General features: G+C 43.8%; 19 protein-coding genes. 9 read left to right on the top strand and 10 right to left on the bottom strand.

Going from position 1 to position 17,179, the window contains the following annotated elements:
- Window positions 1-390: 390 nt before the first annotated feature.
- From OZ660_RS04710 to OZ660_RS04670, 9 genes are all read left to right on the top strand, one after another.
- Entirely contained in the window at window positions 391-789 is a 399-nt protein-coding gene (locus tag OZ660_RS04710) for a hypothetical protein (RefSeq protein ID WP_274742747.1), read from the top strand.
- Window positions 790-855: 66 nt separating this feature from the next.
- Window positions 856-2,619, top strand: a complete 1,764-nt coding sequence (locus OZ660_RS04705; RefSeq protein WP_446698966.1) for a polysaccharide biosynthesis/export family protein — start codon at window positions 856-858, stop codon at window positions 2,617-2,619.
- Window positions 2,620-2,624: 5 nt separating this feature from the next.
- Entirely contained in the window at window positions 2,625-3,404 is a 780-nt protein-coding gene (locus OZ660_RS04700) for an ABC transporter permease (protein WP_274742745.1), read from the top strand.
- Window positions 3,401-4,075 carry an ABC transporter ATP-binding protein gene (locus OZ660_RS04695; protein ID WP_274742744.1) on the top strand — a complete coding sequence of 225 codons (675 nt, stop codon included), beginning with the start codon at window positions 3,401-3,403 and terminating at the stop codon, window positions 4,073-4,075. The genes OZ660_RS04700 and OZ660_RS04695 overlap by 4 nt, the downstream gene beginning before the upstream one ends.
- A 12-nt stretch (window positions 4,076-4,087) precedes the next feature.
- Window positions 4,088-5,206: a capsule biosynthesis protein gene (locus tag OZ660_RS04690; protein ID WP_274742743.1), complete on the top strand. Its 1,119-nt coding sequence runs from the start codon at window positions 4,088-4,090 to the stop codon at window positions 5,204-5,206.
- 212 nt (window positions 5,207-5,418) lie between these two features.
- Window positions 5,419-6,939, top strand: coding sequence for a peptide MFS transporter (locus tag OZ660_RS04685; RefSeq protein ID WP_274742742.1), 1,521 nt, complete (start codon window positions 5,419-5,421; stop codon window positions 6,937-6,939).
- A gap of 87 nt (window positions 6,940-7,026) precedes the next feature.
- Entirely contained in the window at window positions 7,027-7,329 is a 303-nt protein-coding gene (locus OZ660_RS04680; RefSeq protein WP_202264058.1) for a DUF6170 family protein, read from the top strand.
- Window positions 7,326-8,348 carry a UDP-glucose 4-epimerase GalE gene (galE, locus tag OZ660_RS04675; RefSeq protein WP_274742741.1) on the top strand — a complete coding sequence of 341 codons (1,023 nt, stop codon included), beginning with the start codon at window positions 7,326-7,328 and terminating at the stop codon, window positions 8,346-8,348. Before OZ660_RS04680 ends, galE begins: the two co-directional genes overlap by 4 nt.
- Window positions 8,349-8,452: 104 nt before the next feature.
- On the top strand, window positions 8,453-8,917 hold the full coding sequence (locus tag OZ660_RS04670) for a hypothetical protein (protein ID WP_202266684.1): 465 nt from the start codon (window positions 8,453-8,455) through the stop codon (window positions 8,915-8,917).
- A gap of 34 nt (window positions 8,918-8,951) precedes the next feature.
- Here OZ660_RS04670 and OZ660_RS04665 read toward each other — a convergent pair whose 3' ends face one another.
- From OZ660_RS04665 to ccmA, 10 genes are all read right to left on the bottom strand, one after another.
- Window positions 8,952-9,824 carry an MlaA family lipoprotein gene (locus OZ660_RS04665; protein WP_274742740.1) on the bottom strand — a complete coding sequence of 291 codons (873 nt, stop codon included), beginning with the start codon at window positions 9,822-9,824 and terminating at the stop codon, window positions 8,952-8,954.
- Between the two features lie 2 nt (window positions 9,825-9,826).
- Window positions 9,827-11,095 carry a c-type cytochrome biogenesis protein CcmI gene (gene ccmI / locus OZ660_RS04660; protein WP_274742739.1) on the bottom strand — a complete coding sequence of 423 codons (1,269 nt, stop codon included), beginning with the start codon at window positions 11,093-11,095 and terminating at the stop codon, window positions 9,827-9,829.
- A complete protein-coding gene (locus OZ660_RS04655) occupies window positions 11,092-11,550 on the bottom strand; it encodes a cytochrome c-type biogenesis protein (protein WP_446698951.1) in 459 nt (152 codons plus the stop codon). Before OZ660_RS04655 ends, ccmI begins: the two co-directional genes overlap by 4 nt.
- Window positions 11,547-12,176 carry a redoxin family protein gene (locus OZ660_RS04650; protein ID WP_274742738.1) on the bottom strand — a complete coding sequence of 210 codons (630 nt, stop codon included), beginning with the start codon at window positions 12,174-12,176 and terminating at the stop codon, window positions 11,547-11,549. The genes OZ660_RS04655 and OZ660_RS04650 overlap by 4 nt, the downstream gene beginning before the upstream one ends.
- A complete protein-coding gene (locus OZ660_RS04645) occupies window positions 12,176-14,245 on the bottom strand; it encodes a heme lyase CcmF/NrfE family subunit (protein ID WP_274742737.1) in 2,070 nt (689 codons plus the stop codon). Before OZ660_RS04645 ends, OZ660_RS04650 begins: the two co-directional genes overlap by 1 nt.
- A gap of 3 nt (window positions 14,246-14,248) precedes the next feature.
- Window positions 14,249-14,761, bottom strand: a complete 513-nt coding sequence (gene ccmE / locus OZ660_RS04640) for a cytochrome c maturation protein CcmE (RefSeq protein WP_274742736.1) — start codon at window positions 14,759-14,761, stop codon at window positions 14,249-14,251.
- 120 nt (window positions 14,762-14,881) lie between these two features.
- Entirely contained in the window at window positions 14,882-15,097 is a 216-nt protein-coding gene (gene ccmD / locus OZ660_RS04635) for a heme exporter protein CcmD (protein WP_274742735.1), read from the bottom strand.
- 1 nt (window position 15,098) lies between these two features.
- Window positions 15,099-15,851 carry a heme ABC transporter permease gene (locus tag OZ660_RS04630; RefSeq protein WP_274742734.1) on the bottom strand — a complete coding sequence of 251 codons (753 nt, stop codon included), beginning with the start codon at window positions 15,849-15,851 and terminating at the stop codon, window positions 15,099-15,101.
- Window positions 15,851-16,516, bottom strand: coding sequence for a heme exporter protein CcmB (gene ccmB / locus OZ660_RS04625; protein ID WP_274742733.1), 666 nt, complete (start codon window positions 16,514-16,516; stop codon window positions 15,851-15,853). Before ccmB ends, OZ660_RS04630 begins: the two co-directional genes overlap by 1 nt.
- Window positions 16,516-17,139, bottom strand: coding sequence for a cytochrome c biogenesis heme-transporting ATPase CcmA (ccmA, locus tag OZ660_RS04620; protein WP_274742732.1), 624 nt, complete (start codon window positions 17,137-17,139; stop codon window positions 16,516-16,518). Before ccmA ends, ccmB begins: the two co-directional genes overlap by 1 nt.
- Between the last annotated feature and the right edge of the window lie 40 nt (window positions 17,140-17,179).

The following is a 17,179-nucleotide window of genomic DNA, read 5'->3' as shown; positions in this document are numbered from 1 at the left end:
CGTACAACCTCGAGCCTCCGCTAATTCCATTCCAGAACGTTTGCAGCAAGCTAAATAATTTAGATTTTAAAAATGCTATCGATTCCATTTATTTACAACTTCCATTTCATCCAACATCATGAGGGTTTCGTTATTATGAGTTTGTGGATAGAAAACTGTACTATGATATAAGACATTTACGCTGCTCACCACCCTCTCATGTAAAAATAACTGCTTCAACGCAACACAAATTTGTTTTTTAGAGCCATTGTGGTCATTTCATACTCGCAAAAAGAGCCTAGCAACTGTATTACAGTCACTCCAAAAACGCTTACAGACATTTCTACAAACATGCTTTTTCATAAACTTGTGGTATCCTAGCGCCAAATTGCTATATGGATATCAAAGCTAATGTTAAAACAAATTACGCGCTATATTCTTCCAGTCGTGCTTACTATCAGCGTAAGCGGGTGTACAAGCGCCCCCAAAACGACGCATGCCGATATTCCACTGGTGCATTCATCTCTGGCTTACTCATTAACGCCAGACTCAGAACATGCAATTAATATTCCCAAAGCCAATCTATTATTCAATAACCAAGAATCATTCGAGATACTTTTTAATGGTCAGCAATACAATGCTTATAAATACTATATCTCGGCTACTGGTAATAAATGTATTCGCTTTATGTTACGGGACAGTGAGATACAAAAAACAGAAATTGAAAATCGATTAACCACGTGTCAACGAAATGGTCAATGGAAGGTCATTGCACCATTAGTGGAGTCATCACCCTTGGCTGCGAAGTAATCCGTGGAGAGTTTAACAATGAAAAAAATAATTACGCCGCTACTGCTATCTTTTTGCGCTTTTTCCATGACAACGTCTCTTGTAACAAACGCGCAGTCTATTGAACAATTGCAAGAGTTGCGTCAGCGTGCACAGCAAAACGACACAACATCGAATGCTGCAAGACCAATATCGCCATTAGATATTTCTAGCCAGCGCACACTTCCTGGCGCGACTGGCGTTGAGAGCACCATGGGCCAATTTTCTACGCAGCCTAGAAACGGCATGCGTCTGCCTGGCGAGCCTACTATTGATACGGTATTTCCCGCTCAAGCCCCAATGGAAAACCCTCCGTTTGCGGCTAATCTATTCATCGGTGGTTTTGAGTCTGAGAGAACCTCTGGCTTAAACGATAACTACCTTGTTGCGCCGGGTGATAAAATCGCTATTTATTTGTGGGGTGCGGTCAATTTTTCAAATGTAGTCACCGTAGACAATCAAGGGAATATTTTTATTCCCAATATCGGGCCAATAAGCGTAGCAAATACACCAGCAGGTAGTGTAAATCAAACGGTGACAAGCAGAATCAAACAAGTCTACACCAATGACGTAAATATTTATGTCAATCTGCTTACCTCAACCCCTGTTTCAGTATTTGTTTCTGGCCCCGTTTTGCGCCCTGGTCAATACGCTGGCTTGGCGTCTGATAGCGTACTTTATTACCTTAAACGCGCTGGTGGCGTTGATTTCCAGCGCGGAAGTTTTCGTCAAATTGATGTTGTCAGAAACGGCGAGGTGGTAGCAACGGCCGACCTTTACGCGTTTTTTAGAAACGGAAAGTTACCAGAATTGTCATTTAAAGATGGCGACACCATTTTAGTGCATCCGATTGGCAATACCATCGTTGTTGAAACTGGTGCGCGCAACAGCTTTACCTTTGAATTTCTTAATGAAGAGCTAAATGGTAGCGTGGTAAATTACTTTGCGCGCCCAGGTGAATTCGCCTCACATGCATCTGTTGCAGGTGTGCGTAATAATAAACAATTTGCTCGCTACCTGAGTATTCAAGACTTTGCGGCTTTGCCGTTAAAAGCAGGCGACACTGTTGAGTATGTAGCCGATCACGAACCGCAAATTTATCGTATAAACGTAGCCGGTGCCTTCTCTGGCGCTTCACAGGTAATGGTAGATAAGGGCGCACGATTAATAGACGTACTCGATCACATTGAAGTTGATACTAAACTATCAGACACTCAGAATATCTACCTTTTGCGTGAAAGCGTTGCGATAAAGCAAAAAGAAATTATTGAAGAAGGGTTACAACGCTTAGAAAGAAGTATGTATACCGCCCCAATAAGTTCAACGGGAGAAGGTACAATTCGAGCACAAGAAGCACAGCTTGTTGCCGATTTTATCGCGCGAGCGCGACAGGTTGAGCCTCAAGGCCGCGTAGTTGTGTCTGAAAACGGTGACGTTGCTAATATTTTGCTTGAACCAAATGACACCATTGTTATACCTGAGATCACGGATCTCATTCATGTAGGCGGGGAAGTACTGCTACCGCAATCTGTTGTATTTAACCCAGATGCGACGACAGAGGATTATGTTGCATGGGCTGGAGGCTTTACAGAGCGCGCTGAAGATGAGCGAATTCTTATTATACATAAGAACGGCAATGTGTCTTTTGCAAGTGTCAGCGGTACATTTTTATCTGACGAGCACACTATGCTTCAGCCTGGCGACCAGATTATCGTGCTTCCTGCAATCGACACCAAAATCATGCAAGCGGTTAAAGATGTCTCGCAAATTATCTTTCAGATCGCCGTTGCAGCAAACGCTATCGACAGATAGACAGTATGATTACATTTAAAGAACAACTCTACGCATGGAGAAGCGTGATATTCGCGCTTTTTCTGCGTGAGTTGCAAAGTAAATTTAATGATAAATTTGGACTGGGATGGGCATTTCTTGAACCGTTTGCATTTATTTTCGCACTCTCCTATTTGAGAGGGTTAGTTAGCGGCGGAGATATCCACACTATTCCAATTTTTATCTTTATGATGATTGGAATGGTTGGCCTTCAGTCGCTAACCGTGTGTCTGCAATCTGTTTCAACATCTGTAAGGCGCAATAAGCCTCTCTATGCGTTTAGGCAAGTACAACCAATATCTGCAGTGATCACCGCGGGCTTCTTGGAGTTCTCAATAAAGGTAATTGTAGTTGCATTATTAATATTAGCGATGTATCTCATGGACACCGAAGTATCTATTCACGACCCGCTACTATTAATAGGCCTCTTTTTATTGCTCTGGGTATTTTCAATTTCGATTGGTCTTATGTTTGCCATTGCAGCAGCTTTTGTACCTGAAGTGGATAAAATAAAGTCTATGCTTACCCGGCCGCTTATGTTTATCTCATGTGTATTTTTTAGCCTGCAAGATTTACCTGATGAATTTTGGCCCTATTTAACCTGGAATCCTCTCGTGCATTTTAATGAACTAGCACGCTATGCCTGTTTTGAATCCTACGGACAAAAAGGCGTATCGCTCAGCTTTCTCATTGAAGTTACTATCGCATCACTCTTTTTGAGTTTGTCGATGTACCACATTACTTGGAAAAAGGTGCTATCTCGATGATAAGAATAGAGAACCTCACTAAGAGTTATCCAAGTAAGATGGGGCCACAATATATTTTCAGAAATCTAAATTTTGATTTTCCAACTGAAAATAATGTGGCCATCTTAGGTAAAAATGGTGCAGGTAAATCTACCTTGTTTAGGATGCTCGCTAAAAGCGAATACCCTGACAGAGGGCGCGTGTTAACCAATAAATCCATGTCGTGGCCAGTCGCCTTACAGACCGGGATTCACCCTCAAATGACGGGGCGAGAAAACACTCGCTTTATTGGGCGAATCAATAATGTAACGTCACTTCCAGACTATGAAGCAAGAGTACAAGCTTTTGCTGAATTGGATAAACGCTTCGACTTACCCGTCAAAAATTACTCTTCAGGGATGCGTGCGAAACTTGTTTTTGCGTGCTGTATGAATATTGATTTCGATATTTACCTTATCGATGAAGCAACATCTGTTGGCGATCCGCTTTTTAGAAAGAAAGCCCGCGAATCTCTTAAAGAAAAAAGTGAAACGGCGGGCGTTATCATGGTAAGCCACGAGCTAGACCAAATTCGCGAGTTTTGCACTTCAGCTGTCATTATCGATGATGGAAAGCTTACATATTATAACGATCTCGAAGAAGGCATCGACGTTTATACGCAGGATGCAGACAATAAGAAAACACTAAAATAGGTTTAAATAACAGTGGAAAAATCTCTTACTCAGCTCAATGCTCTTCTCAAGAAAAACAAAACGCTTATTCTTGTTTTGCCTTGGGCATTGTACGCATTTTATCTCATTCTTTGGGCTGCGCCCCAATATGAAAGTCAAAGCCAACTTATTGTCAAATCAACTGATGGTGGCAGTAGCTTTGATCCCTCGTCGCTATTAATGGCTGCTGGTGTCCCCGGCGCAGCTTCAGCAGGTGAAAGCCAATTAATTGAGGCTTATATACAATCTGCCGATATGATTAACTATTTAGACGAAACTATAGGTCTTCGAGAGCACTATATCTCTGATGAAGCCGATTTTTTTAGCGGCCTGGCAACCACTCATACTCGAGAGAGCTTTTATGAATTCTACTTATCACACATCGACGTCAGCGTTGATTCTGCATCTTCCGTAATCACCTTAAAAACCCGAGCATTTAACGCTGAGTTTGCACAAGTAATCAACCAGGCTATCGTCGATAAAGCAGAACAATTCATCAACAACATCAATAACAACCTAGCCAAATCAAAGCTGGCATTTGCGAAAGGTGAACATGAAATTGTTGAACAGAAACTTCAGCAGGCTAAAACTGACATTTTGGCCTTCCAGTCAAAATACAACGTATTAGACCCGACAGCCGAAGGCGCTGCATTTCAGCAGATAGCATTTTCACTAGAAGCCACGCTGGCACAGAAAAAAGCGCAATTGAGCACCATGTCTACTATGATGTCTGACGCTGCGCCTGAGATAATTAACGTTAAACGCGAAATAGCCGCCCTACAAAAAGAAGTGGAAAAACAAAAAGAGCGCTTGAGCACTGCCGAAGATGAAAGTGAGGCACTTTCTGTAACCGAACTTATGGCACAGTACAGCAACCTGCAAGTGCAACTTCAGTTGGCTATTCAGGCATACTCCTCATCGCTAATCACACTTGAAAATGCCCGGGTAGAAACCTACCAAAAACTTCAGCACCTTGTCACGGTTGAGTCACCCACCTTACCCGATGATAACGCCTACCCCACCGTTATTTACAACTTGGTACTGTTTGGCGTAGCACTGCTACTTATCTATGGTATTGTTCGCATTGTTGTTGCCACTATCCGCGAACTGTAATTTTTTTATCTTTCTAGTAAGAACAACAACCGACTAAGTGATTAATCCTTAGTCGGTTGACAAACCTTTGATGAAGTTTATCGTCGAAATCTTGTGTCTTTATGCAAGCTCTAGTATAAGAAGCTATCCGCCTAAGGACCTATATCAAAGAGCCTGTGCAAATAAGTGCTCTACAATAACAACCATAAGCAATATGGAATAGAAATATAATTATGAAATCATCTAACGATACTAGCTTTTTCGGCCATCCAGGGGGCCTAAGAACGCTATTTTTTACAGAGATGTGGGAACGCATGAGTTATTACGGCATGCGCGCGCTTCTTGTACTTTTCATGACAGCAAGCCTACAAACCCAAGGGTTGGGCTTCACTGTGGCAACAGCTGGCGCTATCTATGGCCTATATACCGGTGCGGTATATTTTCTAGGTTTGCCCGGCGGTTGGCTAGCAGACCGCTTAATTGGTGGTAAAAAAGCCGTTTGGTACGGTGGTCTTATAATTTTTACTGGTCACGTTGTGCTGGCGATAGACTTACAGAACTTATTCTTTGTTGGCCTTATCCTTGTTGCTACAGGTACTGGTTTACTTAAGCCAAATATCTCAGCAATGGTGGGACAGCAATATGGCGACGACGATGGTCGCCGCGACAGTGGCTATGCGCTTTACTACATGGGCATTAACATTGGTTCTCTTATTGCTTACCTTGTAACTGGCTACCTTCAGGAAAACTGGGGCTGGCACTATGCCTTTGGTGCAGCAGCAGTGGGCATGGCTATCGGTCTAGTTCAATACTACTTTAGCAATCGTTCGTTATCAGCTGAGTCTGTTGCGCCAGCAAACCCTTATGAAGGTGCTGCAAAGCAGCGCGCATGGATGGGTGTGTTTGGTGTTATAGCAGCCGCTGTTGTGGTTATTATTTTAGCTCATATGGGCACCATTGTTATCGAGCCTGTTGTACTTGCTCAGCAAGTCGCCATCGCGTTTACTGTGATCTTCTTTTTATACTTCGGGTTCATTTATTTCAAAGGTAAGCTAAGCGACAACGAGAAAAAGCGCATGTGGGCGCTATTTTTGGTGTGTGTTGCCTCGGCGTGCTTCTGGTCTGGTTTTGAGCAAGCGGGCTCATCACTTAACCTTTTTGCACAAAATTATACTGATCGAGTGCTAGAAAGCGACTCTTTGCTTACTTCATGGTTCGGAATGGACGCAATTCCTACCGTGTGGTTCCAACTTTCTAATTCACTATTTATCATCATTCTTTCGCCTTTCTTTGCTGCACTTTGGATTAACTTAGCCAAGCGCATGATTGATCCGTCGTATACGATTAAATGTGCAGTCGGTATCATCATTATGGCGTCGGGTTTCCTTGTAATGTTTATGGCATCGCAGTATGCGGCACAGGGCTTAAAGGTAGCACCTATGTGGTTGGTTACTACATACTTCCTACACACAGTTGGTGAGCTTTGCTTAAGTCCAGTTGCACTAAGTGCAGTAAGTAAATTGTCACCAAAACGCTTTGCCGGCCAAATGATGGGTGTGTTCGTACTGACCTACTCTATCGGTAACATAATCGCTGGTTTACTTTCAGGAAACTTCGATCCTGAAAACGTGCAAGAGATGCCAAACCTATACTTACAAATAGCCCTGTTTAGCATTTCTATCGCAATCGTGATTGGCTTGTTTAGCATAAAGTCTCGATTCTGGGAAAAAGCAGGTATGGAACAGAAGGCATAACTTACCTTGTTTAAATAACAAGTAGATTGCCATACAATGACCGCCGCAACGTCTAGTTTCGGCGGTTTTTTATTTTAAGAGCAATGTATGAAGTTTTATTTTTCCACTCGTGACATCCCCGCTCTAAAAGGGCTCCCTCTCACAGAGCGAATGAAGCTGTTAGATAAAGCATCAAAACGTCTATCTGTTCCTGAGAAAACCATGCTCAATGTGTTGAAGTTACTTGTGATAGTGCCAGTGTTTGCACTTATTTTGCAGACAGCAGCAAATTGGACCTCGTTACTGTGGGCTTTTGTGGTATTTTTATGTTATCCGCTATTTATCAAACCCATTCAATATTCAATGTGCGCTAAATATATAGCGTCTTCATCAAGCAAGGAGAATGCATGAAAACTATCTTAGTTACTGGTGGTGCTGGCTATATTGGTAGCCACACGGTATTACAGTTACTTGAGCAAGACTATGGCGTTGTGGTTTTAGATAATTTATCAAATGCCAGTGCAGAATCTTTGCGCCGCGTAGAATCACTTACCGGAAAGTCTGTCACCTTTGTTCAAGGTGATATTCGCGACACTGCCGTACTAGACGATATTTTCAGTGAGCACAGTATCTTTGCTGTCATCCATTTCGCGGGCCTAAAAGCTGTCGGAGAGTCTGTTGAAAAGCCACTTTCCTACTACGAAAACAATGTGTACGGCACGCTAACTTTGTGTAAGGCAATGCAAAAACACAATGTGAAGAATATTGTATTTAGCTCGTCAGCTACTGTGTATGGCGACCCTGCTTCACTTCCACTTCGTGAAGATATGGCTACTGGTCAACCTACTAACCCTTACGGCATGTCCAAGCTAATGGTTGAACATATGCTAAGCGATCTCTATATGTCGGATAACGAGTGGAATATTGTACTACTTCGCTATTTCAACCCAGTAGGCGCACACCACTCTGGTCAAATTGGCGAAGATCCTAATGGTATTCCCAATAACCTCATGCCTTATATTTCCCAAGTTGCTACAGGAAAACTCCAACAGCTAAGCGTGTTTGGTGATGACTACGACACGGTAGATGGCACTGGCGTGCGTGATTATATTCACGTGGTTGACTTGGCAAACGGGCACTTGAAAGCACTAGACCGTTTAGTGCTCAATATGGGATTAGACAAGTACAACTTAGGTACAGGTCAAGGCTATTCGGTACTAGAAATGGTTAAGGCATTTGAAAAAGGCTCGGGTAAAGCGGTGCCTTATAAGATTGCACCACGCAGAAGTGGCGATGTCGCAGCCTGTTATGCAGACCCTACAAAAGCCGCAACAGAGCTTAACTGGCATGCACAAAAAGGACTGGACGAAATGTGCGCCGACACATGGAACTGGCAGTCTCAAAACCCCATGGGCTACCCTAAAGATTAAGTAATCCACCTGTCGAGCACTTCATTACCTAAGTGCTCGACTTTTGACTAATTTCTTCTATCTTTTTTCTTGGCTACTATAAATAAAAAAATTTTGGTTGCCCTGTGAAACACCTTGTTTATTCTCTCTTTTTGCTTTCAATTTCGTCCAGCCTTGGCGCAATTACCATAAGTGAAATTGCACCTGTACATTTTGGTTCGGTCTCTGCTCAATCTGGATTAACATGCACAATGTCCCAGTTCGGCGTTATTTCTGGTGCGTGTGACACAACGGATATTGATATTACCCTTGGAGAGGTACTGGTAACTAACTTGCCTAGAAACGGCAACGTTGAAGTAATGATTACGGGAAGCACGAACACAGCGCTACAATACGCGCCCATCGCAGAACTTACAGGAGCAAAAGGCGGAACCGTTTTGTTATACGATAATCAGCCGGTTAACGTTACCGTAAAAGGAAACGGTGCCGATTTCACGATAACCGTTTTTGGCACCCTGACCTTACAAAATGATTTGTCGTTGTCAGGGGCATACACCGCCGATTACACACTGGAAGTTAATCAACTTTAAGTGTGTATCAGCGGCGATAATAACTAGAACACATCTACTTATTGTCTATATCGTCTTTTTCTTTATCTTCTTTCTTGTCTTCTTCCGGAAGATCATAAGAATCAAAATCATTGTCTTCAAGCATGGCTTCGAAATCGGCAAAGTCATCAAGCTGTTCTTCACCTAGTGCTTTATCAGCACTTTTTCCATCGGTAACTCTAAATTCTAAACGCTCAAAATAAGCATTTTTGATAAAGGCATAATCATCAACTGCTTGCTCTAGTTGAGCTTCTTGATCAATTAGCTGCGCGCGTGTTTCTAATAACGATATACCAATACGCGCAAGATTGAGTGTGCCGTCAATAAGCGTCATCGGAAATGCAAACCCATCTACATAATCGCCGGTGAAACTTCTTGGGTCACTTGGGCCTAAAAAGGGCAACATAAGATAAGGGCCTGTTTCAACACCCCACACGGCCAGCGTTTCACCGAATTGCTCTTCTTTACGTTCCAGTCCAATTTTAGACGCAACATCAATTGTTCCTACCAAACCAACTGTCGTGTTTATTAGAAAACGTGCCAAGCTATCTAAGCTATCATCAATCTTTCCTTGTAATAGATTGTTGGTGAAGTTTGCAGGTTCTCTTAAGTTTTCGGCAGCGTTAACCAAACCAGTGCGAGCAAACTGAGGCATAACAGTCACGTAGGTGATGGTTACAGGTCGAAGGATATAGGCGTCTAATACTTCCCAGTTAAAATCCCATACTTCACGGTTTACCGACTCAAAGGGGTCGCGAGGATCAGAAGTATCCACGGTCGTACTAGAATTGTTAGTTGCAGCCTGCTCTTGTGCGTTATTACTCGCACACCCACCCAAAAAACTGCTGGCAATTAGCAGTCCTGCAACGAGCGACTTTGAAAAATTCATAACTACAATTCCTTATTAATCGTGATATTGATTGGTGTAATCTGGCCTTGCTTGACAGGGCTCTCTATACTACCTTGCCACTCTCCTTGTGCCACAGCCACATTTTCATCGAGTGAAAGCCTAGCAGTTATACGCACGTCTGATAATGATAAAAGCGTATACTGGGGCATCATAGCACTGTCAGCGGTTAACCTAACAGACAAAGGGAATTCACCGATAGGTAACTTAACCACCGCAGCGGGCATTCTATTGCCCGAATTAAGGTCCTGTGCAAATACAATGAGGTGACCCGATGTAGGCGCTTTTTCTTTCGCGCTTTGCGATAATTCTATTGAAACAGTAAAACCTGTCTGGCTGTCTTGCTCATCTCGCTCTATCTCGCCTTGAGAAGGTAACGAGCCTAATGCGATAGACTGTCCCTCAAGTTCATTCAAGCGTGCAGTTAAACGCTTTGACATGTCACTGTCTTTTGGTAGTTTATCTTTTACTTGGTTGAAGAAACGCTTCGTATTATCCAAATCACCGAGTTGCGCCGATACCACGGCCATCATTAATGCTAAATTGTCGTTTTTTGGATTCTCTTCGAGCAATCCTAAAAGCAATTGTTGTGCACGTTCTAGGTTGTTTACGTCACCTGTTGTCATTAACGCTTGGGCTAGGGTAATTCGACTGCTTGAATTAGTCGGGTCGAGACTCACAGCCTTATCAATTGCCTCAATTGCCTGCACCTCTTGCCCAATGCTGAGCATAAGCCTGCCAAAATACATCCAACCCGTATCGTCTTCAGGCTCATTACGCAATCGCTGTCTAATTGCTAATGCAAGGTTTGCGATATCTTGCTGAGTAAGATCATTCGCATTACCACTGGTTAATTGCTGACTGAGCTCTGGCAATGCGGCTATCGCTTCGCTTGCTTGTACTACACGAGACATTTGGTTTACTTGTGAATAAACCACAATACCAGCACCTAATGCCAACGCACCGCCTATGACCAAAGGCAGCTTTGCGTTGCCTTTTTTGTGTGCTTGAAACGCGCTTTCATCAACAAGGGCGAGTTTTAACTCATCAACCGCTTGACGTTTGTCGTGCTCACTGATGAGTCCTTCATCCACTTCGCGTTCTAACTCAGCCAAACGCTGTTTGACGATTTGTGTGTTACTTAAGCTGTCTTGCTTCGCGTGGTTCTTTCTCTTTAGCCACGGAAAGGCAATAATCAGCAACACTAACGTGATAAGTCCGGAAACTACGAGATAAAATTCAGACCAACTCATTCTTTTTCTTGCTCCAGCATAGCGTCGGCTTTTGCGAGCTTAGCCGCCATATCTTCTGGCGGCGTTACAGATTTACGTCTAACAATCACAACAAGTGCAATAAATATAAACAGCACTGGCCCCGCCCAAAGCCAGAGTGTTGCTGCAGTTACTGGTGGCTGATAATGTACAAAATCACCATAGCGCGCTTTCATGAAGTCGATAACCTCCTGCTCAGTTTTACCTTGTTTAAGCAGGCTATAAACCTTACGCCGCATGTCATGCGCTATCATTGCATCGCTATCCGCAATGTTCTGATTTTGACACATAGGGCAGCGCAACTCGGCGGTTAATCGCAAGAAACTGGCGCGCTGTTCGGCAGAGTCAAAACTAAAGCTCTCTTCAACCGCCTGCGCAGATGACAGGCTTAATACACTCAGCAGTATGAGTAGCATAAACTTACAGGATCGAATCATTCACTCTCTCCCTGCGTGTCTACCTCGTAAGTATTGCTTGAAGTCATTTCAGCTTGAGCCACCAATTTGTTATATAGAGGACTTATTTTATTGTTCCATACCCTTTCGTTGATATCGCCAATATGATGCATACGGATAATTCCTTCGGCATCTATAACAAAGTGCTCTGGTGCGCCAGTCACCCCTAAATCGAGTGAAGTATCACGGTAGACATCAAAAATGTTGAACGCATAAGGGTTGCCATAACGACTGAGCATCTCTGTCACTTCTTGCTGAACACGACTTAGCGTCTTAGTACCAAAATCAGGATCTAAGTCTTGGTCAAAGTACAAACCCACAATATGAACACCTTGCTCATTTTTAAGCTGTGTTAAGTAGGGCATTTCCACAGCACATGTCACGCACCAAACACCCCACACGTTCAGAATGGTCACCTTGCCTTTAAGATCGCTTGGCGTGTACATTTTCTCTGGATTCATTAAATCAGGTAGAGAAAACGCTGGCAGCGTTTTGTCTTGCACTTGCGAGTCCAACTCTCGCGGGTCCGAAAAGAGCCCTTTAAACAAGAAAACTACCAGCAATATGAAAAGCACCAAAGGAATGGCCACTAACGATGTTTTTTTCATTATGCCTCTCCTTTTGTCGCAGAGTTTTGTGCAACGTTATCAACACTGACGTTGCTTTTGTTCGAGACACCGCGCTTACCTGCAGTCATTTTATTCAACACTGCGCTCACTTTCTTAACCTTCGCCATACGATAGCGCTTGTCACAAATTGAGAAAATCCCACCAATAGCCATTACAACGGCACCAGCCCATAGCCATATAACAAATGGCTTAATGTAAATACGAATCGCCCAAGCCCCGTTGTCTAATGGCTCACCCATTGCAATAAACAAATCCCTGGCCACATTTGAGTGGATAGCCGCTTCCGTCATTGGCATTCGCTGCACGATGTATAGGCGTTTTTCAGGCATGAGATGAGCCACTTTCTCTCCGTCTTTATAAACATCGAAAATGCCTGCATCAGCTTGATAATTGGGCCCCTGAACTTTCCTTACATCTTTAAAGGTAAAGTCATAGCCACCCAAACTTACTGTATCGCCTACATCCATTCGCACATCTCTTTCCAACTCATAATTAGATACCAACGTGATACCAATAATGACAATGGCGAAACCAACATGACCTAACACCATTCCCCAGTGACTTGGCGTTAATTTGCGAAGTTTGGTCATCAAGCTATTTTTGTCAGCGCCTTTTTCGGGCATGGCACTAATACGCTGAACCACTTCTTGCACGGTTGTGACGAGGATCCAAAATACCAGCACCATCCCCAATACACCCATATAGGTTGGTGCATCGTAAGCAAAATTCACCAGCACGCCAGCACTTAATGCGATGCCACCGGCAACAAGTAACTGCTTTTGAAGCTCACTGGCTTTTTGTTGTTTCCAACGTGTTAGTGGTCCAAGGCCAAGTATCAGTACAAAAGGCACTATCAAAAGGGTAAACATTTGATTAAAGAACGGCGCGCCAACAGAGATACTTCCTAGCCCCAGCTCCTTGTGAATTAACGGTAAAAGCGTTCCTAATAGCACAACTAATGTCGCTGCACAAAGAAACACATTATTGCCCATTAGCAATACTTCACGTGAAAATGCTTGATAACGACCAGGGCTTTTCAGTGACGCTGCACGGAGGGCATAAAGCAATAACCCTAACCCGCTTAATACAATTAGAATACCAAGGATGAACAGTCCCCGCGTAGGATCACTGGCAAAAGAATGAACGGAAACAATAACACCTGAGCGAACTAAAAACGTTCCCAACAAACTGAGGCTGAATGCCGCTATGGCTAATAACACTGTCCACGATTTAAAGGCTTTTCGCTTTTCAGTTACCGCAAGAGAGTGCATTAGCGCAGTACCTACCAACCACGGCATAAAGGATGCGTTTTCAACCGGATCCCAGAACCACCAGCCACCCCAGCCGAGTTCGTAATATGCCCACCAGCTACCAAGCGCAATACCTACCGTAAGAAACGCCCAAGCAGCAATCACCCATGGACGTGACCAACGGGCCCATGTTGAATCTAATTGACCAGAGATTAGCGCTGAAATAGCAAAAGCAAAAGCAACAGAAAAACCAACGTAGCCCATGTACAACATGGGCGGATGGATTATCATGCCAAAATCTTGAAGTAACGGGTTTAAATCCCTTCCATCGACAGGGAAAAACGGCAACATGCTATTAAATGGATTAGAGGTTAATAACATAAACAGATAAAAGCCGATGCCTACCATTCCTAGCACGGCAAGCACACGTGCGACCATCGCAAGCGGAATTCCCTTACTGAAAATAGCGACCGCCACTGTCCATACTGACAGCATCAAAACCCACAACAAGAAAGAACCTTCGTGTCCGCCCCACACTGCCGTTATTTTGTAGTAAATAGGCAATCGACTATTAGAATGCTGCGCTACGTAAGCCACGCTAAAATCATCTGTCACAAAGGCGTAGGTAAGACATACATAGGCAATAAGCGTGAAGATGAATACCCCTATCGCCAAAGGTTTTGCCGTCGCCATTAGCGCTTCATGTTGGCGATGTGCCCCCCACAGTGGATAAACGGCGAGGAGGATAGATAATACTAATGCGAGTGTTAGTGCAATATTTCCAATCTCGGGAACCATGCCTTAGTATCCTTGTGTCGATTGACTTGCATCACTGCTTTCAGAATTCGCGCTCTTGGGCATATTGTCAGGCTTAACGTGTTTTATGCCTTTCATTTTTTCAGCTAATTCTGGAGGCATATATTCTTCATCATGCTTTGCCAGTACTTCTTGCGCTTTTATGTGTCCGGTTTGAGTTAAAACACCTGTCGCAACTATGCCTTGTCCCTCGCGAAATAAATCGGGCAAAATACCTGTATAAGTTACCGTTACTGTAGGGCCCGTGTCGATTAAGTCGAAGCCCACCGCCAGGCTCTCGCTGTCACGTTTAACACTGCCAGGTACGACCATACCGCCTATGCGTAAACGCTGTCCGATTTGTGGCTTCTGCCCGTTTTTACCTTCAATAATTTCGCTTGGCGTATAAAACAGGTCAATACTGTCGTTTAATGCATAAAGCATTAATCCAATTGCACTTACAACCAAAAAACCGATAATTCCAACTACGGCTAATCGCTGCTTTCGTCTCGGGTTCATGCAACTATCTCACTTCGAATTTCTAATACTAAAAAAATGGCACCTCGGTGATGTGCCTTCTTGAACTTTATTCCACTTGAACACGCATGCTACGCCGTACGTGTATGCACAATGAATGCACTAAGACTTATCGTCCTGCGCTTCCTGTAAACGTGCTTTCTTAATGCGTGCTTTGCGCGCTTGCTCGGTTATCACTGCTTTAAGCAAAGACTTTTGCTTGATATAGCTTTGAATTACTACCAGCGCCATTGCACCAAAAGTAATACCGAAAGATAGCCACACATAAAAAGCATATCCGCCCATATTGAGAAAGTCGGTAACGGAATTAAACTGCATATTACTTACCTGCCTCTAGTGCATGTTTCGCTAATTGTTGCACCCAGGGGCGATGCATTTCTCTTAGAACAATTTCATTGCGCAATCTTACGGTTGTGACTGCACCAATAAAAAACGCAAACCCTAATAAGTTAATCAGCAATGGCCATAACATTTCCGGCGCAATTGACGGGTTATCAAATTTACTGATTGTTGCTCCTTGATGAAGCGTATTCCACCACTCTACTGAGTAATGAATAATGGGGATATTTACCACGCCCACAAGTGCCATAACACCTGCCGCTTTGCCAGCCTGCTGTTTATCTTCAAATGCACCGTATAGCGCAATAACTCCCATATACAAAAACAATAGAATTAGCTCAGAAGTTAACCGAGCATCCCATACCCACCACGCTCCCCACATTGGTTTACCCCATGCTGCGCCGGTAAATAACGCAATAAAGGTCATCACTGCACCCACCGGCGCCATGGCAATCATGGACATATAGGCAGTACGCCACTGCCATACCATACCAACTAATGCAGCCACTGCCATTGCAACGTAGGTCCCCATGGACAAAATAGCGCTGGGTACATGGATATAAATAATGCGAAAAGAATCGCCTTGTTGATAATCTTGCGGTGCAAATGCCAAACCCCAAACGGTTCCAACACTCAAGCACAATGCTGCACCAACCCAAAACCAAGGTTGTAATGTTAAACAAAGTTGGTAGGCACGCTCAGTTTTAGCGTAGGGGTGTAACCACTTCCACATTAGTTTTGACTCACTTTTAACGAATACGCTATGGCGAACGGAGCTAAGGCCGCTGCCAGCAAAAGCATAGCGGCGATGATAGCAAGTTGTGAATGATAAGGTAATTGCAGTGCGGCAGAATCCACAGCAGATGTGGCAAATATCAGTAACGGAATGAAAACAGGAATGAGCAACAGGGCTAAAAGTACGCCCCCTTTCTGTAATCCCACAGTCAGACCTACTGCAATGGCACCAATTAGCGACAATAACGGTGTGCCTAGTAACAACGTAAGCAACAACGCCAAGTACATATTAAATGATAAATTCAAAAACATCGCCAATAAGGGCGACAATAAAAGTAAAGGTACGAAACTCACTAACCAATGTGTTGCAACTTTCACCGCGCTGATGGCTGGGAGTGCCATACCCGACAAAACGTACTGCTCTAACGAACCATCATTGAAGTCATCTCGGAACAGTCGCTCCATTGCCATCAATGACGATAATATCGCCGCTATCCAAATAACGCCTGGACCGATACGTTGCAACGTATCAGGTGACGGGCTTACGCCAAGGGGAAAAAGCGTTACCACCATAAGCAAAAACATGAGGGGCTGCACCAATTCAGCTTTTTGCTTAAACGCGATGTGTAAATCACGCTTGAAAATCCCGTGATACAGTGACATTAAAAACGATACTCCAAGTCAAATACGCGATGCGCACCCGCCAAATCTGATAAAGGTTGATGCGAAGTTGTCAGCACAATCCCCCCTTTATCGACGTGAGACTTCATTGTTTGTTCAAGTAATGCAATACCTTTTACATCAAGCGCCGTAAAGGGCTCATCTAAAATCCAGACTTTTGCTGGCTTAAGCCAGAGGCGCGCGAGCGCCACACGTCGCTGTTGCCCTGCGGATAAGTAGCGAACCGGAACATCCTCAAGACCAACCAAACCAACGCGAGCAAGAGCCTCATACAATTTGTCTTGCGTAACACTAACGCCATGCTGCGAGAGCCAGAATGACAAGTTATCGAGCGCGGAAAGACTATTGCTATTACCTGTTTTGTGGCCGAGATAAAAAAGGGCATCGTAGTATTGCGCTTTTATCTCCTTGATATTGCTCCCGTCGTATTTAACTTGTCCAGCGTCAGCGTCGCATAACCCTGTTAGAATACGCAGTAAGCTGGTTTTTCCAGCGCCGTTGGGACCGCGCAAGTATAAGAGTTCACCAGAGTTAACTACCAGCGAAAGCCCTTCAAACAGGCTTCTATCTCTTTTAATGCACGTTAAACTGCATGCTTCTAACACAGCCTATAAACCCCAAAAAATCGTCAATCTGAAAAAACCG

This window comes from Alteromonas sp. 009811495 (assembly GCF_028865455.1).
Classification (GTDB): domain Bacteria; phylum Pseudomonadota; class Gammaproteobacteria; order Enterobacterales; family Alteromonadaceae; genus Alteromonas.
Note: the sequence above shows the minus strand (reverse complement) of the source record. Positions and strands in the feature narration are given on the sequence as shown.